We start from the raw sequence: 23,212 nt of genomic DNA on the forward strand, positions 1-23,212 counted from the left end.
TTTCAAAAGTTTGTATTTCTTTAAAAAGGCTTTGTAATCAGAAGGTTGTACCTAGCGAAAAGACAACCCTCATGCGGAAACAGAGACACTCGTCAGCTGGTTTTACACAGATTAGGGCTGCGCAACCGCTATTTAAAGTTTGCATAGGTGCATCGGCTTACAGCGAGAATACTGGCGCCAGAGTTTGGCAACTGAACGAGCATAAATCTCCCCTGTAGCAGCCCGGCTTGCCGGCGGTGGCGGTTTAGAAAGGTCATTTAATTTATGCGTATCACCGCACTCACATAGTTGTGGCTTGCCGGCTACAAAACACGCTTAAAGAGTAAATTTTGATGCTCGTGGGACACAAAGTAGCGGCCTCCAAAACCAAGGCCACTTTGCTTTTCTGTGTCTCAGGGGCTACAGTCCTCGCACCATTGCTAGTTTTTGATGCCCGAGGGCCACAAATGTCCACGCTTTCCGACGTTTCCGAAATGCTTAGACAAGCCCGCCGCGAAGCTCGACTGAGCCAGGAGGCGATCGCGGAACGCGCAGGGGTCTCACGTTCAACCGTTGCGCGCATGGAAACCATGGCCAAAGGAGACATGAGCGTCTCAGCATTCGTCCGCCTGCTGGAAGCCGCAGGTTATGACCTGAAACTGATCAAGGCGGGCCATCAGCGGACGGTCGAAGACATCCTTGCCGAGCAACGCAGCGGAGGGGGATGAGTGATGATTCTGGATGTTCATGTCGGGGACAGGCATGTCGCCAAGCTCTACCGCGAGTGGGATGAGTACGTCCTGCGGTATCTGCCAGAAACTGATGTCGCGGACTTTGTCAGCCTCGCATTGCCCGTTCGCGAAGAGCCTTGGCGTTGGCCGCGCGATCTTTTCCCGTTTTTTCGGCAGAACCTTCCTGAGGGATACCTTCTTGGGGTAATCCGAGAGGAGTTCGGCGCATTGCTGGATGGGACTGATCTCTCACTTCTTGCTGTAATCGGGGGCTCCGGGATCGGTCGTGTATCAGTGACTCCTGAAGGGACGTTACCGGGCATTGAACTGGCCCCACTGGAAATCGAACAGCTCTTGAAGTCTGACAACACCACGGAGCATTTCGAGACATTGGTCAGGCGCTATGCACGTGCTGCGGTCTCGGGAGTCGTACCGAAATTCATCGCCCAAGACGTCGCAGAAATGGACCTGCACATTGGAAAGCCAACGATACGAACCGGTTTTCACATCATTAAAGGATCGGACGATACGACGCCGTATTTGGGATTTAACGAGTTCTACACCATGAGAGTGCTTGAGCGCCTCAAGGTCGCACCAGTGGCGACATGCAGGATGTCAGAAGATGGTCGGGTGCTGGTCGTAGATCGCTTCGATGTCGACGAGAATGGTCGACCGCGGTACGGGGTAGAAGATGCCTGCGGACTCTTGGGTCTGCCTCCTCACGAAAAATACGCTACGACTACAGAGCGGGTCTGGAAAGCAACTCGAGCCTACATTCAACCAGATCGGCTACGCGAGCAGAGAGAGCACTTCGGCTGGCAGATCCTGACGAATTATGTGGTTCGTAACGCCGACTGCCACGCGAAAAATATCGCCCTTTTTTATACCTCGCGAACAGACGTCGAATTTACCCCGATCTATGACTTAGTGACGACACAGGCTTATCCTCGTTTCGCCACGAACCCACCGGGCTTGTCCATTGGGGGACGGCAGACCTGGACGCCTGGTCGCACACTTGAGATCTTTTTCAATGGCGTGTTGGGCATTCCCCCACGACAGTACGCGGCGATGGTCGAACAGCTCTGCGAGTCTGCAGTTGAAGTTGGAAAAGAACTGATCGAAGCTGCGAAGAACGAACCTGCCTGGAGAGACGTTGCCAAGCACATGGTGCATGCCTGGAATCAAGGCATGGAGACCTTGCGCAGCACAAAAGCTGCTCCGCATTTACGAGGACTGGAGGCGGCCATTACCGAGGCGGGATTTTCTGGCCCCAGAGCTGCGCAAAGCGGCCGGGTTCAGATTGGCCGCTCCGAATTGCTAGCACCGAGAAAATCCAGGTAGGTCTGCGTCAGGTCACTCATAAAGCCAAGGCTTCAACTCATCCCGATTCTTCACCACGATCTGTTGCGCCGCCGCTTTCGGGTCGAGCTTCTTCGGATCGATCTGGAAGCGCTGCAACACATACTTCACCAGCGCGCGGCGCGTCGGAATCTCCAGCACCCCGTTCTGCATGCCGAAATCGGCTTCGATGATCGCCTTCTGCTCAGGCTTGAGGCGTGAGTCTGGCTCGATGATCACGGCGACCTCGGTGTTCCAGTCCTCGTCGGCATCGATCAGGTTCTCGGTCTTGTGTTCGTACTCGGGCTGGCCACGCAAGCGGCTCAAGACGAAGTCGCGGTACATGCGGTTTTTCTCGCAGTGCAGTGGCGCTGTCATCAATGAACAGCGGCGTGAACTATTTGCTCGGTGCGTAGCCCTTCAGTTGCTTGCCAAATGTAAGATTTTCAGGCGCATGTTCGTTGATGTAGGTATTGATTTCCTTCGACGCCTGCTGACGGCTGATCCCGAAGCTCCGGATAAGGTGTTCCGTGGTCAGCCGGCCTTGCCACCACGCAACGGTCTCGATCAAACGTGGAGCGCGTGCTCGTCTACTACTACGAAGGCCACAAACCCACACCCGAACGCATCGACGAGCTCGGCGCCGGCTGGATCGCCGAAGAGGCCCTGGCCATCGGCATCTGGTGCGCGCTAACGGCGACATCGTTCGAGCAAGGCGTGATCAACGCGGTGAACTACAGTGGCGACAGTGATAGCACAGGCTTGATCACTAGCCAGATCCCAACCGAAGGTGTCCGCCAGACACCTGCACATATCGACCTGAAACTTCATACCGATCGTGGCATCGGTCAAACCGCCGCCAACCATCGCCACGGCCGTACCCAAGCCCGGAATCACACCCGCCAGCGCTGTGACACCGCCGCTTGTTACGGACATCTTGGCGTAACGGCTGATGATCTTCTCCGCCACCAGCGCCTGAACCTCATGCTCAGACGCCTTCGGTTTGGATGACTTCACCTGGCATTGCAATCGACTCTACCGCCTTGAGCAGGCGCCATTCGTTTTTGGGTTTGGGTGAAGCCAATGTACCTCTCAGTTTATTGATCTTCGCTGACGCTGTGGCAATCTGTGCGCTTGCGTTCATAGACCCCAGGCACCGCTCATGCTGATCTTCGACTGTACCCAATCCGCGTGTGAATTCTTCTCCAGTAAGGTGAAGGGTCAGCTTGTCAGCCATGTGCAACCGGCTTCTGCCGCAGAAACGCTTGAGGTCGCAGACGCGACTTGGCCAGCCGTTGACCGCTGGCAGCTGCACTGCGTGAAGTTCGGGCGAACCAACGTATTGGTCGCCGTCCAGGTCGATACACGCTTTGCCATGACGTTCGTCAAACTCAAACCCGGCGACGTCAAAGGCTTTCTGGAGCAGTTCTGCGGACGCTATCAGATTGAACTGCTCCTCCTGGCAGACAACACACAAGTCCCGCTTCCTCCGCAAACCGAACTACAGCGCCACGCCATCGCGTGGGCCGAGAGCATGTCCCCGGCTTACTTCTTCAAACGCAATGATCGCAGCGTTCAGTCGCACATCACCCAAGTGCTGGATTTCGCGGACCAGGTCGCTTACGAGAAAGGCCTGCCCGTCGAGGTGGAGGATGTGATCGCGTTCGACATGCGCGTGAATCGCTTTCTACGCAAGATCGGTGGCAAGGGTGATTACTTTCATCCGGATGAGGAAATGCTGCTGCGGGTTTATCCGGTGTTGGGTGGGGCGCTTTCTGTGGAGGGGGTGAAGGAGAGATATCGTCAGGTAGGGCGGGGAGGAACTCACCGGCCAGACTCTGATGACAGTGAGCGAGGCTAGGATCTGATTATCCCGTCCAGCGCTGTCTTCGTTTGCACAACCTTGCCCCAGAGCCGGCATAGGCAAGACGAGAAGGGATGTCATAAAAACGCATTGGGTTGGTATGCCAGACATTAAAAAGCCGGCTTGTGGTCGGCGTTATTTTCGATATTTTCCTAGGATTTACTGGGTTTTGCAGAGGGATTTTATTCTGTCCCCCCACTTATCCCCCCATTTGCTTGCTGCGTAGTCAGGCAATCGGTGCATCCACGTCGCTAAAAGATGACTTTAGTTGCCTTCTCTTCTCTCATTTAATGACAAGCTGCTACGATGCGGTCGGCAAAAGAAGCAGGCGATAGCCGCTGCAGGGAGGCGTTGTGACTATTTCCATCCGTGACGTGAAAGATGTGCTCCAAGCTCGCTCACTCAGAAATCCATCGCTTGATGCGCTGAACCCGAACGACCAGTCCTATCGCGCGCTTTTACTCCAGCCTGCCGGTCCAATATTAGCCGATAATTCCCGCATCGGTCCGCTCGACCTCGAGTTCGCCGACAAGCAGGCGACGAAGTTTCTAGAGCTTGCCACAGCGAAGGGACACCATCTCGTTGTAACCCCGGAGTACTACCTTCCCATAGCGACTCTGCTGAAGTGTGCTCAAGGCGCTACTTTCCCTGCCGTCGGAGCTCTTTGGGTTCTGGGGTGTGAAAGCATGACGCCCGTACAGGTCGAGAAGTTTAAGGTCGACTGTGCTGGGCACTGCGATGTGATCTTCGAGGAGGATACAGCGGCGGCCATTCAGGGTGTCTATTACGATCCTGTCGCGTACTGCTTCGTCACGAATGACGCCGAGGGAAAGGACCGGCGCGTGATCATCTTGCAGTTCAAGACGATTTCCTCGAGGGATCTGCACTTCTTCGAAAACAAAAACCTTCGCTGCGGTAACGTCATCTATCAATTCAAGGGTACGGATGAAGAGCTCTCACTCGCAACCATCATCTGCTCCGACGCCTTTAATGTATCTCCCGACGAAGCTGTACGCAGGAAACTTTCGCGTAACGCAACGCTGCTACACATTCAGCTGAACCCGAAGCCTAGGCACACCGGCTACATGCGCTATCGCGTCGATACGTTCAGCAAAAATAAGGACTTAAACAACTGCGACATCGTCTGCTTGAATTGGGCAGAAAACATGGTCCAAGTTGATGAGCCCGGCGGCAAAAGCGAGGCATGGAAGAACGAGAGCGGGTCCGCTTGGTACATCTCGGAACATCGTTGTTCATCGAACGACGATGAGGTTGAGAATAATGAAAAGTGTGGTCTTTATTTCACACGCCACGTTAACCAGCGGCACGTGCTCCACTTTCACTTCGGTGCAGCTGCGTTTGAATTGACGGTTGCTAAGGTTGTTCACCTAGGTTTCCGAGTCCACGACAACCATCTTGGACCTAAGATGGATGTTCGGTACACCTGGCAGGATGATCAGCAAGTCTGGGTACCGAACGTAGAAAACCCCGATCCGGGCTTGTCAGATCTCTTCGCACTTTCGTCTGATGTTACGTCGGCTTTCTCAAGCCTGAAAACGGGGAATAGCCGACTTCAGGTGGAGCGTGCTATTGCGCTTTCATGCGGCCTCTCGAAATGCAAGGAAGCTTGGTTCAAGGCTGCCGACCTTGATGCGTGCAAACTGGGGGAGGACGAAGTTGTGCGACGCGTGACGCTCGCTCTGGACCGCGATGAGGCTGCGCGCAGTGCACGCGAAAGCAGCATCAAAAAAGTTGCGGCTCTCAACAAAATCTTGGCCACGAAGAAGCTACCTCCTCAGATTCACGACCTAGGTGGTGGTGGAGCTCAAATCATGTGGCGGCCAGACTTGCCGCACGTGAACGTCTTCAAAGATGGGAAACATCCAGCTTTGGTCGCTTATTTAGGGATGGCTCCGAGCTCCGAGACCATTAAAAACGTAGGTGACGCTGCATTTGAGTTGCTGCGCCGTGAGAACAACAATGACCACAAGCACCGCATCGCGGTCTGCTATCACACGATAGATGGGCAAGCCGAGTTCGCACCAATTTCCAAGCTCACTGACATCACCCATGGAGGCGGCAGTGCCACCTCCATTGTGGAGGGGGACTAAATGTTGGAACTTCAGTCGGTTCGAGAGAAAGTCTCCGCACTGCTCGGTGATGTACAGAACATCGATGACACGGTCGTACGAGGCGAGCGCCGCCACGAAGGCAGGTGCTACGCAATTGCCTATGTGGACCTTGCCGATAATGTGGTCGGCCGTGCTCGCGAACTTTATGACTTTCAGGAGCGAGTCCTCGGCGACGACTTCTTCGGCACGCCCGGCGACTTGCGATGGAACAAGTACCTTTACATCGTTGCCGGCCCGAAATCGCTAAGCGATGGCGGCTTCGAAAAAGCGAAGGCGACGATTGAGTCGGACAAAGAGTATGCACGCAAGCGTGTCGTCTCTGAAGAAGAGCTTGAAGCGTTGCTTGGCGCGTCTCAGCATTTCATACCAAACAACGCTGGCAAGGACTTCAACGTCGTTAGTGAATGGGAGAAGCGCCTCGCCGCTGCTGATTTGGATGAATTGCTTGATCGGCCTACACGAAGGGACGTCGTTGAGCGCATCGGCACTCGCTCAGCCAAACGCGTGCCCGTTGCAGACAAGACCCTGACGCTAAATCCATCAGACGCGCTGCTTGCTCAGAATTGGCTTGCATCTATTGCCATTGATCGGTTCCGTCCAGTCCACGATGGAAAATCGTACACATTTGGCCAGGTAACTCTCATTGTTGGGGCCAACGGCACCGGCAAGACATCTCTGCTTGAAGCTATCGAGTACTTCTACTGTGGGTACAACCGTAGGCAGGGGAATGCAATCACTCCGATAATCTCCGGTTCATTGGTCGGCAGCATTGAGCCGCTGTTAGCCTCCACGGACGCTGGACGAATCAGGGCACGCTGTTTCACTTGGTATAATCGGGATGAGCGATTTGCGAAGTCGATTCTGAGTGCGTTCACTCGATACAACTTTCTCGATACAGATGCGGCCTTCAGAATCTCGACAGAATTAGAGCCATCAGAAATACCAAGTGATTTGAGTCGTTTACTTGTCGGTGCGGACGCCTCAATGATTTGGGACTATCTCGGCAAGATTTCGCCTGAGGTCGAAACTGCCCACGAGCGTTCAATTATTCGAGTCGACGAGAGTCGGCAGATGCTCGAGATTGCTCAGAAGGAGCTTGAGGATGCCCAGAGTCGCCCCTCTAACGGCAAAGCTCTTACAGACGCGTTCCGTGTCGCCTTGGATGGGCTTAGTTGGAAAGCTCCAAGAGTTACAGCGCCCCTAGCTACTGAGGAAGAAGCAGAGGGCCTCTCGGAGGCGCTCGGACATCTACAATCTGTACTTGCGGCAGATTCAGCCGCAGTGTCTATACATGCAATTTCGGTGCGTAGTACTGAGCTCAACCAGGCACTTGCCAAAGCCCTTCCGCTCGAAGCTGAGCGAAAACGATACACGCAAAAAATAAATCGGCTGGTTGATGAGATAACTGTCAGCGAAAATGCGTCTGAAACCCTAGACCGTTGGCTAACTTACGTGAATAGTGGTTTCGCCGTCGCCTATGCTCGCGGCACGAAGGCCAAAGCAGCGGTCGAAATCGCACAGGGCAAGCTTGGACTGTTCGCGACTAGCGATATACCTGAAGTACCTCAAGAATATGCAGTCGTATCGCTGGAGTCTGCAATTCGCGACGCAAACTTGGATGTTCTGGACAGCAGCGATCAAGTGATCGATTTGGAGAATCTGTCTGACAGTTTTGGAAAGGCAGCATCTGCACGAGCACAAGCTGCACGCCAACTACGAGCCGCTGCTGCGGCATCGTTCGACGCAGGCCATCCGGAAGATGAATGTCCCATTTGCCGGGCCAAATATTTGCCTCAGGAATTGGCCGCTCTTGTCGATCAAATCACCCACACACTAGAAGAGACAAACGAGCTCACAGAGGTTACTTCTAAACTTGCCGAAGCTCAGGAAAAACTCGATTCTTTTCAAGAGAGGGTCCGCTTCTTCGAGCTGCTGCAGCGGATGGCAAACGCCTTTGACCTACCACCAGATGTTCTCTGCGCTGAGGTTCCCGCTCGACTGGTAAAGTTAAAATTTGAGTTGGCGAGTGCTGAACAAGAACTTACCGCCGCCAGAATGGACTGGAAGCAACTCGCCAACTCCGAATTAACGATCAGCGAGCACGATGACCTTCGGAGCGCTGTAACTTCTCTTTTGATCTCGCCCGAATCAGAGTTCGATACGGCAGCTATCGATGAAGCACGAATCACGTTTCGCGAAGCTGCTGCTGCAACTCGGAAAATTCAAGCTGAGAATCTCGAGGGGCACAATCACGTAGAAAAACAGCTTTCTGATCTCAGTAAGACTGTCTGTGTCGGAGGTTGGAAGACGCGCGCTCAACACGACGCTGGTATAGAGTCTCTCGTTATCATGCAAGGTGAAATAGAGTCGATTCAGAGCCGAATTGATGCTTTGCAAGGCCTTATGGATATAGACGGCAGCAAGCTTATCGCTGAGTTAAGTATGGGTATCGTTGGCGCCATTCGAATCCATTCTGAGGCGATTGAGGCCGTCAAAATTGAAAGCATGGCATCAAGCAATATTTCCACACTTGTTGAACGCGTTGAGAAATTAAAGCAGCAGCTGAAACGAGGTTCTGAACAGGCGGAAAACTATCTGATCGCCAAAGAAACTTTGGAACTGCTCCGCAATGAGTGCTCTCTTGAGCATGCAACGCAAGAGTCGTTGGGTGCCATCAGCTCGCAGATTAATGAAATTTTCCGTCGTATTCATTCTCCACACGAGTACGAGTATGTTGGTAAGGGAGAGGCACTCCTTCAGACATGTACCTCGCACGAGATGCGTACGCTTGAGCAAATAAGCACCGGGCAGCGTGCAGCTTTCGCGCTATCTGTATTCTTGTCGATGAACCGCAACGCGACCAAGGCACCGCCAGTCCTTCTGATTGACGACCCTATCGCACATATCGACGATTTGAACGCACTGTCCTTCCTCGACTACCTACGCGATTTGGCTGTGAACTCCAATCGACAGATTTTCTTTGCTACAGCAGATACTCGAATCGCGTCGCTCTTTGCTCGGAAATTTAGCTTTCTAGGGGAATCGTTTCGGAGCATTCAGCTAGAGCGTGGGATCGCTGCTGGTTAGGGGCGATTTAGCCTGATCCATTGCGCGCATGAGTGGGAATAATCCGTATGCCTATTTCGAAGATGTGCTGACGCGGTTGCCGACACAGAAAGCCAGTGAGATCGAGCATCTACTGCCGCATCAGTGGATGCCTGGCTGATCTACGCAAGGCGTACTCCCCGTACGCTTACCCTTCCCCGACGCTTACCTTGTTCGGAGTTTCTGGTTACGCTTGTTGGATCCGCTTCGCCTACCCTCCAAACCCGCTTGGGAGGCGTAGCATCAGGTTCATGTGTCCTTCAGGTGCTAGGAGTGCCGATATGCCCGGGAAAACACCGTGGGAAGCTGCGATTGAGGTTGAGCCGAAAACCGACTCTGAGCGTTACCTGAGCCAGCTTGCGCGTCGTGCGTTCTTGAGCCTCTGGTGCTACAGCAATGTTCATACTGACGAGGGAAAAACCTCGCCAACCGGCGATGGCAAGGAGCTCTGTGATTTGCTCGTGGTTTTTGGAAACCACATCCTGATTTTCTCGGACAAGGAGTGCGTGTACACCGACCACGCTGACCCTTTGGTGGCTTGGGGGCGATGGTACAAGCGAGCGGTAGACAAATCGGTGAGCCAGCTGCTGGGCGCTGAGAAATTCATTCGTGAGCACCCCGATCGACTCTACCTGGACAAGCAGTGCAACGTGCCTTTCCCGTTCCGTTTGCCGGACATGAAACAGGGGATCATCCACCGCATCGCGGTGACCCGTGGCTCACACGACGCGGGTGTCGCCAATTGGAAGGGTGAGAGCAGTGGCAGCCTGATGATTAACACGGTGCTTGAGGGCAAGGCCGACCACCTTAAGATGCCGTTCACCATTGGCTGGCCTGCCGGAAGAGATCGTTTCGTTCATGTGCTCGATGAGTTGACCCTGGACGTACTGCTAGGTGAACTCGACACCATTGCCGACCTAGTCGCCTATTTTTCGGAAAAGGAGCGCTTCTTCAGCAGCGCCAAGTACATCAGCGCGCCGGGTGAGGAAGAGCTTATTGCGCACTACCAGACTACTGTCCGGAATGACAAGCACGCCCTGCCGCACGTTCCGAACGTTCCGCCCGGGTCGAGCATGATCATGTTGCCGGAGGGGGAGTGGGAGGCTTTCAATACGAGTTCCCAGCGTGCCTCACGAGATGCCGCCAACAACCAAAGCTATATGTGGGATCAAATCATTGAGTATCAGTCGACTTTCATAAGGTCTGCCAAGTCGGTGGCGGTGCTTGGTGGTAGTTACACTGTGGATCAGCAAGAAGAGCTCGTCAGGGCCATGGCAAGTGAGACCCGCTTTGGTCGACGCATGCTGGTAGCGGCGTTAACTGGCGTCCTACATCATCCTGTCGTTGCAAATGGGCAGTTTACCCGCAGAGCTCGAAGTCTCTCGGTGCCTGATCGGTATTATGTTTTCACCGTAATGGGGCGTGACGTAACTAGCGACTATGAGGTGTACAGGAAAAACAGAGCACTCGTTCTTACCGCCTATTGCCATGGCGTGAGGTTAAAGCACCCTGATGCGAAGGAGGTAATCGGCGTCGCGATTGAACCCATGACGTCCGACGCTTCATCGCAGGATGTTCTTTACATGGAGTTTCTTGGCCCACCGACCCCTGAACAACTGGTCACTGCTCGTGAGGATTGTGATCGCATAGGCATAATGCAAGATTTCGCGATGAGTGAAATCGCATATCCGGCGCAGGAATTTCCAGGGCCTAGGCCGATGAAGGATTACGAACGGTCTAATGGGCCTGCTAATCGCGCTGAGCGTCGAGCACAGGCGAGCGCTCAGCGTCGAAACGGCGGCGGGAAACGAGGGCATTGATGCTCTGCAGAGTTGAGACCATGCAGAAATCGCCGTCCAACTCTCTGTTCTCATCAATTTTTAGGGTTTTGGCGCACCAGGCACGCGGCAGCTGATTCAGCAGGCGAATGAGGTTGTGTAACTGCTGCGACAACAGTGGATGCGGGCCTGAGTAAGGCAAGGTGAGTTGGGCGGACGCTTACGATGCATCAGCCAGTAAGATTGATCAGTTGCTGCGCATCGGTATATGCCTTGGTGACATAGGCAGGTGAGCAGGGCAGACGCTCACTGCCAGGCCTGGAGGACGAATGGTTGACCCCCGCTCTGTAGAGCAGCGTCGCAAAATCATGCAATCCGTCGGAACCGCTAACACCGGGCCGGAAATAGTCGTACGAAGAGTTCTCTACGCTTTGGGATATCGGTACAGGTTGCACCGGAAGGATTTACCTGGAAAACCAGATATTGTTTTTGTAAAAAAAAGAAAGGTCATCTTTGTTCATGGTTGCTTTTGGCACGGACATGGGTGCCCGAAGGGGCGACTACCCAAAAGCCGTCTTGAGTACTGGGGCCCTAAAATTGATCGTAATCGCCAACGGGACCGTGAAGCCGAGGAAGCCCTTGCTCTCAAGGGGTGGGACGTTCTGACGGTATGGCAATGCGAGCTTAAAGACCTTCACCTTTTACGGTGTCGTCTGTCGGTGTTTCTTGGGCCCAGCAAAAAACCGATCGACATCTGTCCCGGAATCGCGTAAATTCCACGCCTCGTATGAAGGCGATGATTTTTCTCGCCGAGGGAGGAATGCAGATGACACGACCAATTGGAATAGATCTCTTTGCAGGGGCCGGTGGAATGTCCCTGGGCTTCGAGCAGGCTGGCTTTGACGTGGTAGCTGCCGTTGAGATCGACCCAATCCATGCAGCCGTGCACTCTTACAATTTCCCCAACTGCGTAGTGATACCTCAATCGGTGTCCTCGTTAACTGCTGAGGATATTCGTGACGCTGCGAACATTGGCCGCCGAAATGTAGACATCGTTTTTGGTGGCGCCCCGTGCCAAGGCTTTAGCTTAATGGGGCAGCGCGCCCTTGATGATCCGCGTAACTCGCTGGTCAAAGACTTTGTACGCATTGTCGTAGGCTTGGAATCCTCATACTTTGTTTTTGAGAACGTTAAAGGCATTACGGTTGGCCGACACAAACAGTTTCTTGCGGAGCTTATCGAAGAGTTTCAGAGCAACGGCTACGACGTTCTGCCTTGGAGAGTACTCAATGCAGCAAATTATGGCGTACCGCAGGAACGAGAGCGTTTGATTTTGATTGGGGCGAAGCGTGGACTAGAGCTTCCTGAGTACCCAGAGCCGACAACTAGGTCACCTAGATCATCTCTGCTACTCGATGCGCAGTTGCCAGAGGGACCCTCTTGCCAAGATGCTCTGGGAGATATTCCTGATGCAGAAGACTACGACGCCTTAATTGAAAATGATTCAACAGCCGTCAAATGGGGACGTCCGAGTGCCTATGCCAAAATTCTTCGCGATATGGTTGCCGAGTCGACCTACTACGGCTACAAAAGAAAATGGAACAAAGAGTTACTCACAAGCAGCCTCCGCACGAACCATTCTGAAATATCTCGTGCTCGATTTGCATCTACCGAGATGGGCCAGGTAGAACCAACCTCTCGATTCTTCAAGCTGCACGCTAATGGGGTATCTAATACGCTTCGTGCGGGCACCGACTCTGCGCGTGGTGCATTCACCAGTCCTAGACCCATCCACTACAAGTATCCGCGCTGCATAACTGTGCGTGAAATGCTTCGTTTACATGGTTTTCCTGACTGGTTCCGCACGCACGTCACGAAATGGCACGGCGCAAGACAAGTCGGGAATGCTGTTCCCCCTCCATTGGCGCGAGCAGTAGCGGCAAGCATCATTGACGCCATTGGATGGGAGCCGTCCAGTCCAACCGGCGCCATTTTGATGGGGGATGAGAGACTGCTTTCGATGGACATGGGCCAAGCCTCTCGCCATTTCGAAATCAATGTTCCGATCAAGCAGCGAGATCGCAAGGGGACACCGAAACCTAGGCAGTCAGTCACTCAGCCAGCTTAGTTAAATGCCCTTTACCTTTGGCTGAAGCACGAACATAGCGTCTCGATGGAATGTCGGGACGCTAAACTGATCTAAGGTTTCCCTGGTTACTGCTGCGAATTCGACCACGTAAATCCCTTTGTTCCTGATCGCTGCAATCGCTACAGGGATGACGAGATCAGTTTCAGTCGATTTGAAAGCGGCTATCACTTGGCGGCCAATCTGTTCAGTTAAAATGCGCTGATTACCTTGTTTGGCTTCCACAGTAATCAGTACTTCAGACTGTTTGCCATCAGGCGCTGCGTGCAGCGCTCGAAACAATGCATCTATCTGAACCTTTCTCAGTTTTATGTCCATTTGAAGGTGCGTGAGCTCCAGCGCATCAATCTGGCTATTCGAAGCACTTGCAAAGTGACTCTCTATTATCCGCAGGTTAACCGCTACCTGTAATAGCCAAGATTCATCCGTGCGCCCTAGAGCTTTGGACGCTAACGGTAAGCTAAGGCTTTGCACCGCGAAGCTAGGCGTAGAGTCGGAAGGCGTAAAGTCTTCATCAAGACTATCCAGTGCCCCTTCTATCCCATGAACAAACTCGAAAATGGCACCATCACCTGTCCTTTGTACTCCTCCGATCTGAAGGTCTTTCAGGCGCTGCGGCCACATCTTCGAGGCGCCTCTGCCTCTGACTATGTCCTTCATGAAGTTGAAGGGGTTACTGTCGAGCTTCATTTTGATGCCATAGTGCTCTGCACAGTAGCGCTTCGCTTCTTGAACGTCCTCTGCGGTCACCAGGGTGCGTGTAAACGTCTGGGCCTCCTTGTCGTAAAGCGTATCGAATATCCGTTCGATGACTATGGGTTTTTCGCTAACGGCCATTCACCAGTCTCCATCTGAAATTTACGATCAGAGATGGTAGCAAGAAAGGTTCGTGGCACGTTGAATGGTTAAGTGCCCGCGCCAGCGAGCAGGGTTCTCACCCTCTCGCAGGTTACGTGCCTTGGCAGCATCTAGAATCTGTTCGATTTGTCCACGTACCTCGTCAGCGGTTCTGGTTTTGGTGGCCCAGATAGGTTGAAGCACTTTGAGCACCTGGGTAGTCCCGATCTCCTCAGCAGACAACTTGCCGATGTGGGCAAACGCATAGAGCTCCAGCTTCCGAAGCCAGCCTTTACGCCACTTCTCTGACCAGGTGCCTCCGTGTGCTTCGCAGTATTCTTTGGCGAGTGTCTCGAACTTCAGCTGTTTGGCCTCGCTGGCTCGCTGTGCTTCGCGCTGAGCAGAGCGTTCGATGTCGCGAGCCGCTAGAGGATCAATACCGTCGCTCAACTGGCTTCGTTTAGCACTGGCGTCTTGTCTGGCTTTCTTTAGGCCGACCTCGGGGAATGAGCCTAATCCCATCTCTCTGCGACGCCCCGCCAATTGAAAGCGAAGTAGCCAGGATTTGCGCCCGGTTGGTTTGACGACCAAGCGAAGCCCGTCGCCATCTTCATAGGTGCCGGGTTCGGTCAGATTTTCGACTTTTTTCGGGTTCAGCTTACCCATTTGATTTCCCCTTCTCGTCCTTTTGTCCCCCCATCTGTCCCCCCACCTCATCGTCGGATGTAGTCAGATGGCGTTGAACACCATCGGACAGGGATGCGCCTGAAACATCCGTGATAGCTAGGCTATCGGCAGGATTCTCGGATGGGATAGGATTATTTCGGACAATTAAAAAGCCGGCTTGTGGCCGGCTTCTCGGTGACAGGTTTGGTTAGTTTTTGGCTATCCGCACCCATCCGCAAAAGTGCGCGCTACGAAGAGGCGCTTGTGAGGTAAACGAGGCGGGCCGTGGGGCGATCGCCTGGTCTGTCACCCACCAGCGGGTAGCCGATGGGTGTTGAAACGAAGGCGTGCAGGATACTCATGTTCGCTGCGAATGCCCACCCTTGATGCGCTGCCATTTGTCCTTTTCCTTCTGGATCAAGGCATTGTCGCGGGGTGGCGGCGGTTGTTGAGGGTGGACCACCAGAAGATCCAGCCGAGGATATGGATGTTCTGTTCCTGGATCTGTTCGGCGCTGAAGATTTCGTCGGGGTATTCGGCGGCGTTGTGGCTGCGCAGACGCAGGGCGCCGCCGGGGAGGCGGTAGAGGTATTTCACGCGCAGCATGCCGTCGTGTTCGAGGGCGTACATTTCGCCGTCGATGACGTGGGTGCGCCCTCGGTCGACGCCGATCAGCGAGCCGTCCTGAATTTTGTCGGCCATGCTGTTGCCGACCATGGCGACGCAGATGGCGTTGTGTTGTTCGACGTCCATGGCTTCGAGTACCTGTCGTGCGAGTCGGACCTTGTGGTTGGGGATTTCGCCCAGGGCGGTGCGGCCGGGGCTCTGGGTTTGCAGTTCGGTGAAAACCGGCATGTCCAGTTCGTCGCGCCCGTTGCTGCGCTCGGATCGCGTTTTTGGCAAGCCGTTGAGTCCGTTTTTGTCACGACTTTCTCCGGGGTGCTTCGGGCCGTCGCCGCTGCGCAGCCAACGCACGTTGACGCTCAGCAGTTCGGCGACTTCTTCCATGCGCGCCATGGGGATACCGCGTTTGAACCAGTTGTTCACGTGTTGCGGCGTCACCTTGCGGTTGGCGGCGAAATCTGTCGCGGAGAGATGGCACTCCCGCAGAAGGACGCGTAGTCGATCACCTGATGTATTCATGAACCGAATTTTACGGAAGGTTCAACTTTGTTTAAATGAACGAAGTGTTCAAATGAGTGGAGTGTCAATGTTGCGTTTGTGGGTTTGTATTACAGCGACAGACAGTGCATGTAGGTCGATTCTTTGATTGTTTTGTTTTTAATCAACAGTGCTCTAGTACTTTGCAAGTGGCGGAAATACAGGCTGATCTTGATTGGAGCCGTGATTCAGGGCGGTCGGGAAAGTTTAACTGACGAGGAGGGCGCACCGTTTGTTGTCAGGAAGCGAAACGGACTTTACTGGGTTAAACAGATTGTGTGTTTTGAAAAATATTTAAACGTCTGGCGCGTATTAAGTGCCGGAAAAAGCTGCGGGGGGTAGTTTGCGGAGGGAGTATGAGGGGGGAGTGCAGGACGGGGAGCAGCCCTTCAGAGCGCTCAGGAAGAGTGTTCTGAAGGGCGCGAATCGGATCAGCCTTTGTAGGCTGCGACCGATTTGGTGATGGCTTCGCGAGCGGCGTCTGTGCCAGCCCAGCCTTCGATCTTCACCCATTTGCCTTTTTCGAGGTCTTTGTAGTTAGCAAAGAAGTGCTCGATCTGCTGGATCAGCAGCGGTGGCAGGTCGGTGTATTCCTTCACGTCGACGTACAGCTGGGACAGCTTGTCGTGTGGGACTGCGATGACTTTGGCATCGCCGCCGCCGTCGTCGGTCATGTTCAGGATGCCGACTGGACGGGCGCGGATGACCGAACCTGGAGCAACCGGGTAAGGGGTCACGACCAGCACGTCGAGGGGGTCCCCGTCGTCCGCCAGGGTGTTCGGGATGTAACCGTAGTTGGCCGGGTAGAACATCGGGGTGGCCATGAAACGGTCAACGAACAGGCAGTCGCTATCCTTGTCGATTTCGTATTTGATCGGCGCATGGTTGGCCGGGATCTCGATTGCGACGTAGATGTCATTCGGCAGGTCTTTACCGGCCGGAATCTTGCTGTAGCTCATTGGGCTTTGCCCCCTTGGTTGACCATTCAGAATCTGACATGCCGCACCATCGTGCGACGCCAAAAAGTGGCCGGATTATAGGCATATTCGAGAAGTGTTGCCATGCGTGGCAGTCGGCTTCTACGCGTCGTGTCGAGCCTGATAGACCGGGTTTTCCAGCTGAAGTGCCGTCAGTCGCGCCAAAGGGTCCTGGCGATAGAAAGCCTTCAACTGCTGGTAGACCTCTGGATAAGCTTCGACCAGCAGATCCGGGCCGCTGAAGAAGTACTCGCTGGTAACCGCGAAGAACTCGGCGGGGTTCTCGGCGGCGTAGGGATCGATGGCCGTTTCAGCATCAGGATCGGCGTCCAGTTGACGGTTGAGGTCGTCATAGGCGCTTTGCATGACACTCGCCCAGTCACTGACGCGCATATCGTTGTGCAGCGGCGGGTGGCCATTGGCGTCGCCATTGAGCATGTCCAGCTTGTGCGCCAGTTCATGGATGACCAGGTTGTAGGCTTCCCAGCCGCCGCTCGACAACACGCCCGGCCAGGCAAGAATGACCGGGCCTTGCGACCAGGCTTCGCCGCTGTGTTCACCGTCCCACTCGTGCTCGATGCCGTTGGCATCGCGGTGTTTTTGCGGGCTGATGAAGTCGTCGCCGTAGAGAATGATTTCGTGAAAGCCCTGATACCAGTTCAAGTCGCCCAGCGCCAACAAAGGCAGTTGAGCCTGCGCGGCGAGGAACAGCCGGGACTCATCATCGAGGTCGACGCCCTCAAGGGCCGTGAGGTGTTTGGCTTGCAGGAACAGCACGCAGCTGTCGAGCAGTGAGCGGTCCTCTTCAGCGGTCAGGCCGTCGAGAATTGGCAGTCGCTGACGCACCCGTTCCCACAGTTGCGGGTCGACGGGGTTGCGCGCCAGCGTGCGACGATTGAGCCAGCCTCGTAGCGACCATCCCATGAATCAACGCGCTTCGGCGGAACGGCCCATGCGGCTGCGGATCAGGCCGATGATCATTGGCAGCAGCGACAACAGGATGATCGCCAGTACCAGTAGGGTCAGGTTCTTCTTGATGAACGGGATGTTGCCGAAGAAGAAACCCAGCGTCACCAGGCCGCCGACCCACAGGATCGAACCCAGCACGCTGAAGCCCACGAAGCGCAGGTACGGCATCTTGCCCAGGCCGGCAACGAACGGGGCGAAGGTGCGGATGATCGGCAGGAAGCGCGCCAGGGTGACGGTCTTGCCGCCGTGGTGCTCGTAGAATTCGTGGGTCTTGGTCAGGTAATCGCGGCGGAAGATCTTCGAGTTCGGATTCTTGAACAGCTTGTCGCCGACCGTCCGGCCAATCACGTAGTTGGTGCTGTCCCCCAGGATTGCGGCGGCCATCAGCAGACAGGCCAGCAGCACTGGGTCCAGGCCACCACCTGCAGCAACGGCACCAGCGATGAACAGCAGCGAGTCGCCCGGCAGGAATGGCGTTACGACCAGGCCCGTCTCACAGAAAATCACCAGAAACAGAATCGCGTAGACCCAGGTGCCGTAATTGGTCACTAGCATGTCGAGGTAAACGTCGAGGTGAAGAATGATGTCGAGCGGGTTGAAATCCATGTACGGCACCTGATTGAGAGACCCGGGCCCGGGCCTTCTGGGCGATAAGTTGAGGTGATGTGGGCCGCATTATAGAGGCAAGAAACAGGATGTTGCTGGGTGATGTCGAGATGGAAACATTTGGTAGCGATGGAGCACAGGCTTACGACTGCATCCTGTTCTGCGGGAGGGGGCTTGCTCGCCAAACGTTGTGTCAGTGCCAATGCTGTTGGCTGACCCAACGCTTTCGCGAGCAAGCTCCCTCCCACGCATCATCTAGCGTCTGGCATGGCAACGTCGTGTGAGTACCAGCCTTAATTGATCGGCAATACGTAGTTCTTGAACTGCGTGTCCTCACGGAAACCGATCGACTCGTAAACCTTTTGCGCGACGTCGTTGTTGGCGCTGGTGGAGACGCGCATGCGCACGGCCTGGGTTTCCCGGGCCATCTTCTTGGCTTTCTGGATCAGGTGATCGGCGACCAGTTGGCGTCGGGCGTCTTCGGCGACATAAATGTCGTTGAGGATCCACACGCGCTTGAGCGAGAGCGAGGAATAGCTGGGGTACAGCTGACAGAAGCCCAGCAGCTTGCTGTCGTCCTCGTCGTGCAGGGCCAGATAAATCACCGACTCTTCGCGGCGCAGACGTTTTTCAAGGAACGCGCGGGAGGAATCGGGGAAGGGCAGTTCGCCATAGAACTCGCGGTATTTGACGAACAGCGGGGTCAACAGGTCCAGGTGCTCCAGAGTCGCTTGGATGATCCGCATGGTTGGGCCTCAGCTTCATTGTGCAATTCATGAAAGGGGGAGGACGCGCCTGGCACGGGGACAGACGGTTCCGACTGTGCCTAAGCGGTTTAGAAAGCGCAATCCAAAAGCGGGAATCGATTGTTGTACGCAAAATCTTGAAACGCCGCAGAACTCTGTAGGAGACGTCGAAGGTTACGACGGCAGCGATCGTGGTAGGTCCGTCAAGAAAGAGTTGCTTGATACACCGCTGTCGCTGCCGTCGTGACCTCCGGCGTCTCCCACAGGTGCGATGCCGTCGCCCAGGTGCGATGGCTTTTCCACAGGTACGGTGGCGTATTTGAAGGCATGGTAACAAAAAACGGCCTCCGAAGAGGCCGTCATGTGCGGGCTAGTGCTAAATCAGAAGAAGCCCAGCGGGTTGATGTCGTAGCTCACCAGCAGGTTTTTGGTCTGTTGGTAGTGCTCGAGCGCGATTTTGTGGGTTTCGCGGCCCACGCCGGATTTCTTGTAGCCACCGAACGCAGCATGCGCCGGGTACAGGTGGTAGCAGTTGGTCCACACGCGACCGGCCTTGATGGCGCGGCCAACACGGTAGGCGCGGTTGATGTCGCGGGTCCATACGCCTGCGCCCAGACCGAACTCGGTGTCGTTGGCAATCGCAACGGCTTCGGCTTCATCCTTGAAGGTGGTCACGCTGACCACCGGGCCAAAGATTTCTTCCTGGAACACGCGCATCTTGTTGTTGCCTTTGAGCAGCGTCGGCTGGATGTAGTAACCGGTCGCCAGGGAGCCTTCCATTTTCTCGACCTTGCCGCCGGTCAAAAGCTCGGCGCCTTCGCCCTGTGCGATCTCGAGGTAGGAGAGGATCTTGTCGAACTGCTGCTGCGATGCCTGAGCGCCGACCATGGTTTCGGTGTCCAGAGGGTCGCCGCGTTTGATCTTCAGGACCTTCTTCATCACCGCTTCCATGAACTGCGGGTAGATCGACTCCTGAACCAGGCAGCGTGAAGGGCAGGTGCAGACTTCGCCCTGGTTGAAGAACGCCAGCACCACGCCTTCTGCGGCCTTGTCGATGAACTCGGGCTCGGCGCTCATCACGTCTTCGAAGTAGATGTTCGGCGACTTGCCGCCCAGCTCCACGGTGGACGGGATGATGCTGTCGGCTGCCAGTTTCATGATGTGCGAGCCCACTGGCGTAGAGCCGGTGAACGCGATCTTGGCGATACGCTTGCTGCTGGCCAGAGCTTCACCGGCCTCACGGCCATAGCCTTGTACGACGTTGAGTACACCTTTTGGCAGCAGGTCGCCTATGGTTTCCATCAGGACGGTGATACCCAGTGGCGTTTGCTCGGCAGGCTTGAGCACGATGCAGTTACCGGCGGCCAGCGCGGGTGCGAGTTTCCAGGCGGCCATCAGGATCGGGAAGTTCCAAGGGATGATCTGGCCCACCACGCCCAGAGGCTCATGTATGTGGTACGCAACGGTGTTGCCGTCGATTTCAGCGGCGGAGCCTTCCTGAGCGCGAAGCACGCCAGCGAAATAACGGAAGTGGTCGACCGCCAACGGGATGTCGGCGTTGAGGGTTTCGCGCACGGCCTTGCCGTTGTCCCAGGTTTCAGTGACGGCCAGCAGTTCGAGGTTCTGCTCGATGCGGTCGGCGATTTTCAGCAGGGTCAGCGAGCGCTCCTGAACGGAGGTCTTGCCCCACGCATCGGCAGCGGCGTGGGCGGCGTCCAGGGCTTTATCGATGTCTTCGGCAGTGGAGCGAGGGAATTCGGCGATCAGCTTGCCGGTGATCGGCGAGGTGTTCTCAAAGTACTGGCCTTTGACCGGCGGCACGAATTCGCCACCGATGTAATTGCCGTACTTGGTCTTGAAGGTAACGATCGAGCCTTCAGTACCGGGATGGGCATAACGCATGGTGAATATCTCCTTGCTCTTGTGATTGTGTGGGGATAACGCGCTGCTGCACTTGATGTAACGACGCTTGATGAAAGCGTAGAGCAAAGCGCGGGCCACTGCCGCGTAGTGCCCGGTTTGTAAGGGTTGTGTCGGAAAATCAGATGGTTGGCGAATGTCCTTGTGCCAGCTCCGGTACGGCGAGAGTGACACTTTGTATCGAATGTGGGACAGCCCGGCCCCCTGAGCCTTTGGAAGCATTGCAATGCTCGAAGTCGAAGAGGATGCTGGTCGCAACTCCCCGGGAGCAAACCTTGGAAGAACAATAAAAATGCACAGCAATCCGTTCGCTCGACATGCCCAGCAAGTCCTGACCGTTGCCCAAGGCAAGGCTCATCATCAATACGGCCCCGGCGCCGACCCTTCCATTGCTCGATCCTGGCTGCGCTGTCTTGAGGACTATCACCTCGACCCCGCCCAGGCCATGGCGCCCACCGTGCTGGAACATGCCCGTGTACTGGAAAGTCGCGAACGTCTACAGCAGGTGCTGACCATTGCCGGTAGCGAGATGAACAGCTTGCATCAGCAACTCTCGGGCGGTAACGCGGTTTTGCTGACAGATGCCCGCGGCGTCATCCTCAATTGCGTCACCGAGCCTGGCGAGCGCCGGATCTTCGAGCGCGCCGGTTTGTGGCTGGGCGCCGACTGGAGCGAGGCGCGGGAAGGCACCAACGGTATTGGTACATGCCTTGTGGAGCGTCAGTCGGTGACGATCCATCGCGATGAACATTTTCGCGGACGGCATACCGGGCTCACCTGTTCGGCAAGTCCGGTGTTCGACCCCCATGGCGATCTGCTCGCCGTGCTCGACGTTTCTTCGGCGCGCCATGACGTCTCCCGGCAGAGCCAGTTCCACACCATGGCGCTGGTCAACCTCTCGGCGAAGATGATCGAAAGCAGCTACTTCCTGCGCCATTTCGACAATCAATGGCTGCTGCGTTTTCATCTTCAGGCCGGCTCGGTCGGGCTGTTCAGTGAAGGCCTGCTGGCGTTCGATGGCGAAGGGCGTGTCAGCGCGTTGAACCAGAGTGCATTGAACCTGTTTGGCTTGAATCGCATCGATCTGATTGGTCAGCCTGTCGAGTCGTTGTTCGACTGCTCGCAGGATGAGTTGCTGAGTCGCGCTTCCCCGGATGCCGCTACCAGCTGGCCGCTGCGCACTCGGGATGGACGAGGATTCTTCGCTGTACTGCGTGGGCAATCGCGGCCTGTCCTGAAGGCCACTTCTGTATCTGTTGCCAGCAAACTTCTCGTGAAGCCGGCATTGAGCGGCATCTGCCTTGGCGATCCAACGTTGCAGACTGATTTCCGGCGGGCCCTGAAGGTCTTCGAGCGAGACGTTCCGTTGCTGGTCAATGGCGAAACCGGTTCGGGCAAGGAGGCCTTCGCCAAGGCTGTCCATCAGGCCAGTCAACGCGCGGGTAAGCCGTTCGTGGCGCTGAACTGTGCGGCCATTCCGGAGAGCCTGATCGAGAGCGAACTGTTCGGTTATCGCGGCGGAAGTTTTACCGGTGCGCGCAAGGAGGGCATGCGCGGCAAGCTGCAACAGGCTGACGGCGGCACACTGTTCCTCGATGAAATCGGCGACATGCCAGTGGCTCTGCAAACGCGATTGTTGCGGGTGCTGGAAGATCGTCTGGTGGTGCCCATCGGGGGCGAGCCGCAATCTGTGGACGTACGAATCATCAGCGCAACCCACCGGAATCTGCTGGGCCGCGTGGAGGATGGCACCTTTCGGGAGGACCTCTACTACCGCCTCAACGGCCTGGAAATCGCCTTGCCGCCTTTACGTGAACGCAGCGACAAGTCTCAGTTGCTGGATTTTCTATTGGAAGAAGAGGCCGGTGGCCATCCGGTTGTCATTGAAAGCGAAGCGCGGCAGGCGCTGTTGGGCTTCGGCTGGCCCGGCAATGTGCGGCAGATGCGCAATGTGCTGAGAACACTGGCTGCGTTGTGTGAAGACGACTTGATCTGTTTCGCCGACCTGCCGCAGGTGGTTCGTGAGGGGGCTGTTCAGAAGGCGGCCGTTGCTGAGCAAAGTGATTCACCCCTGGACGACGCCGAACGCTCGGCATTGATCGCGACGCTTGAAGCACAACGCTGGCACATGACCCATGCCGCCAGGGAGTTGGGAGTCAGCCGCAACACCTTATATAGAAAGCTGCGCAAGCATGGGATTGCACGGTAGTCAGCTGCGCCACGGTACCTGTGGGAGGGAGCTTGCTCGCGAAGGCAA

16 protein-coding genes and 4 pseudogenes are annotated in these 23,212 nt (G+C 55.5%); 11 read left to right on the forward strand and 9 right to left on the reverse strand.

Annotation, left to right across the window (positions count from 1 at the left end):
• Positions 1 to 446 precede the first annotated feature (446 nt).
• Complete coding sequence (locus BWR59_RS29840; protein WP_081569407.1) at positions 447 to 707, forward strand: helix-turn-helix transcriptional regulator; 261 nt, start codon at positions 447 to 449, stop codon at positions 705 to 707.
• 3 nt (positions 708 to 710) lie between these two features.
• Positions 711 to 2,051, forward strand: a complete 1,341-nt coding sequence (locus BWR59_RS29845; RefSeq protein WP_081569408.1) for a type II toxin-antitoxin system HipA family toxin — start codon at positions 711 to 713, stop codon at positions 2,049 to 2,051.
• 12 nt (positions 2,052 to 2,063) lie between these two features.
• On the opposite strand, the pseudogene BWR59_RS29850 reads toward BWR59_RS29845, so the two are convergent.
• Positions 2,064 to 2,568, reverse strand: a pseudogene (locus BWR59_RS29850) (hypothetical protein).
• A 62-nt stretch (positions 2,569 to 2,630) separates the two neighbouring features.
• On the opposite strand from BWR59_RS29850, the gene BWR59_RS29855 reads away from it, so the two are divergent.
• The 8 genes and pseudogenes from BWR59_RS29855 to BWR59_RS29890 all read left to right on the forward strand — a co-directional run bounded on the left by BWR59_RS29855 (position 2,631) and on the right by BWR59_RS29890 (position 13,055).
• The gene (locus tag BWR59_RS29855) at positions 2,631 to 3,059 is read left to right on the forward strand and encodes an ADP-ribosylglycohydrolase family protein (RefSeq protein ID WP_230982115.1); all 429 of its coding nucleotides are present in this window, start codon (positions 2,631 to 2,633) and stop codon (positions 3,057 to 3,059) included.
• Positions 3,060 to 3,210: 151 nt separating this feature from the next.
• Positions 3,211 to 3,909: a hypothetical protein gene (locus BWR59_RS29860; protein ID WP_081569258.1), complete on the forward strand. Its 699-nt coding sequence runs from the start codon at positions 3,211 to 3,213 to the stop codon at positions 3,907 to 3,909.
• A 356-nt stretch (positions 3,910 to 4,265) separates the two neighbouring features.
• Positions 4,266 to 6,023 carry a hypothetical protein gene (locus BWR59_RS29865; protein WP_081569259.1) on the forward strand — a complete coding sequence of 586 codons (1,758 nt, stop codon included), beginning with the start codon at positions 4,266 to 4,268 and terminating at the stop codon, positions 6,021 to 6,023.
• Positions 6,024 to 6,767, forward strand: a pseudogene (locus BWR59_RS32990) (AAA family ATPase); the annotation flags it as partial.
• Between the two features lie 2,308 nt (positions 6,768 to 9,075).
• Positions 9,076 to 9,270: pseudogene (locus BWR59_RS32995) on the forward strand (transposase domain-containing protein); the annotation flags it as partial.
• 160 nt (positions 9,271 to 9,430) lie between these two features.
• Positions 9,431 to 10,969, forward strand: coding sequence for a hypothetical protein (locus BWR59_RS29880; RefSeq protein WP_081569262.1), 1,539 nt, complete (start codon positions 9,431 to 9,433; stop codon positions 10,967 to 10,969).
• Between the two features lie 287 nt (positions 10,970 to 11,256).
• On the forward strand, positions 11,257 to 11,700 hold the full coding sequence (locus BWR59_RS29885) for a very short patch repair endonuclease (RefSeq protein WP_081569263.1): 444 nt from the start codon (positions 11,257 to 11,259) through the stop codon (positions 11,698 to 11,700).
• A gap of 53 nt (positions 11,701 to 11,753) precedes the next feature.
• A complete protein-coding gene (locus BWR59_RS29890; protein WP_168184548.1) occupies positions 11,754 to 13,055 on the forward strand; it encodes a DNA cytosine methyltransferase in 1,302 nt (433 codons plus the stop codon).
• Here the strand turns inward: BWR59_RS29890 and BWR59_RS29895 are convergent, their stop codons facing one another.
• The 8 genes and pseudogenes from BWR59_RS29895 to BWR59_RS29930 form a co-directional block, all read right to left on the reverse strand.
• Complete coding sequence (locus BWR59_RS29895) at positions 13,056 to 13,910, reverse strand: hypothetical protein (RefSeq protein ID WP_081569265.1); 855 nt, start codon at positions 13,908 to 13,910, stop codon at positions 13,056 to 13,058.
• Positions 13,911 to 13,979: 69 nt separating this feature from the next.
• Positions 13,980 to 14,576, reverse strand: a pseudogene (locus BWR59_RS29900) (Arm DNA-binding domain-containing protein); the annotation flags it as partial.
• A 417-nt stretch (positions 14,577 to 14,993) separates the two neighbouring features.
• A complete protein-coding gene (locus BWR59_RS29905; RefSeq protein WP_081569266.1) occupies positions 14,994 to 15,719 on the reverse strand; it encodes an XRE family transcriptional regulator in 726 nt (241 codons plus the stop codon).
• Positions 15,720 to 16,168: 449 nt separating this feature from the next.
• Positions 16,169 to 16,696, reverse strand: coding sequence for an inorganic diphosphatase (gene ppa / locus BWR59_RS29910; protein ID WP_081569267.1), 528 nt, complete (start codon positions 16,694 to 16,696; stop codon positions 16,169 to 16,171).
• Positions 16,697 to 16,816: 120 nt separating this feature from the next.
• A complete protein-coding gene (locus tag BWR59_RS29915; RefSeq protein WP_081569268.1) occupies positions 16,817 to 17,638 on the reverse strand; it encodes a zinc-dependent peptidase in 822 nt (273 codons plus the stop codon).
• A gap of 3 nt (positions 17,639 to 17,641) precedes the next feature.
• The gene (locus BWR59_RS29920; protein WP_081569269.1) at positions 17,642 to 18,289 is read right to left on the reverse strand and encodes a DedA family protein; all 648 of its coding nucleotides are present in this window, start codon (positions 18,287 to 18,289) and stop codon (positions 17,642 to 17,644) included.
• Between the two features lie 293 nt (positions 18,290 to 18,582).
• Positions 18,583 to 19,035, reverse strand: a complete 453-nt coding sequence (locus BWR59_RS29925) for a GNAT family N-acetyltransferase (protein WP_081569270.1) — start codon at positions 19,033 to 19,035, stop codon at positions 18,583 to 18,585.
• A gap of 381 nt (positions 19,036 to 19,416) precedes the next feature.
• Positions 19,417 to 20,937 (reverse strand): aldehyde dehydrogenase family protein, encoded by a 1,521-nt coding sequence (locus BWR59_RS29930; RefSeq protein WP_081569271.1) that lies wholly within the window; start codon positions 20,935 to 20,937, stop codon positions 19,417 to 19,419.
• Positions 20,938 to 21,247: 310 nt separating this feature from the next.
• Between BWR59_RS29930 and BWR59_RS29935 the strand changes: the two genes are divergently transcribed.
• Positions 21,248 to 23,164, forward strand: coding sequence for a sigma-54-dependent Fis family transcriptional regulator (locus BWR59_RS29935; RefSeq protein WP_081569272.1), 1,917 nt, complete (start codon positions 21,248 to 21,250; stop codon positions 23,162 to 23,164).
• Positions 23,165 to 23,212: the final 48 nt, after the last annotated feature.

The sequence above is a fragment of the Pseudomonas sp. Bc-h genome, from assembly GCF_002080045.1.
Taxonomy (GTDB): domain Bacteria; phylum Pseudomonadota; class Gammaproteobacteria; order Pseudomonadales; family Pseudomonadaceae; genus Aquipseudomonas.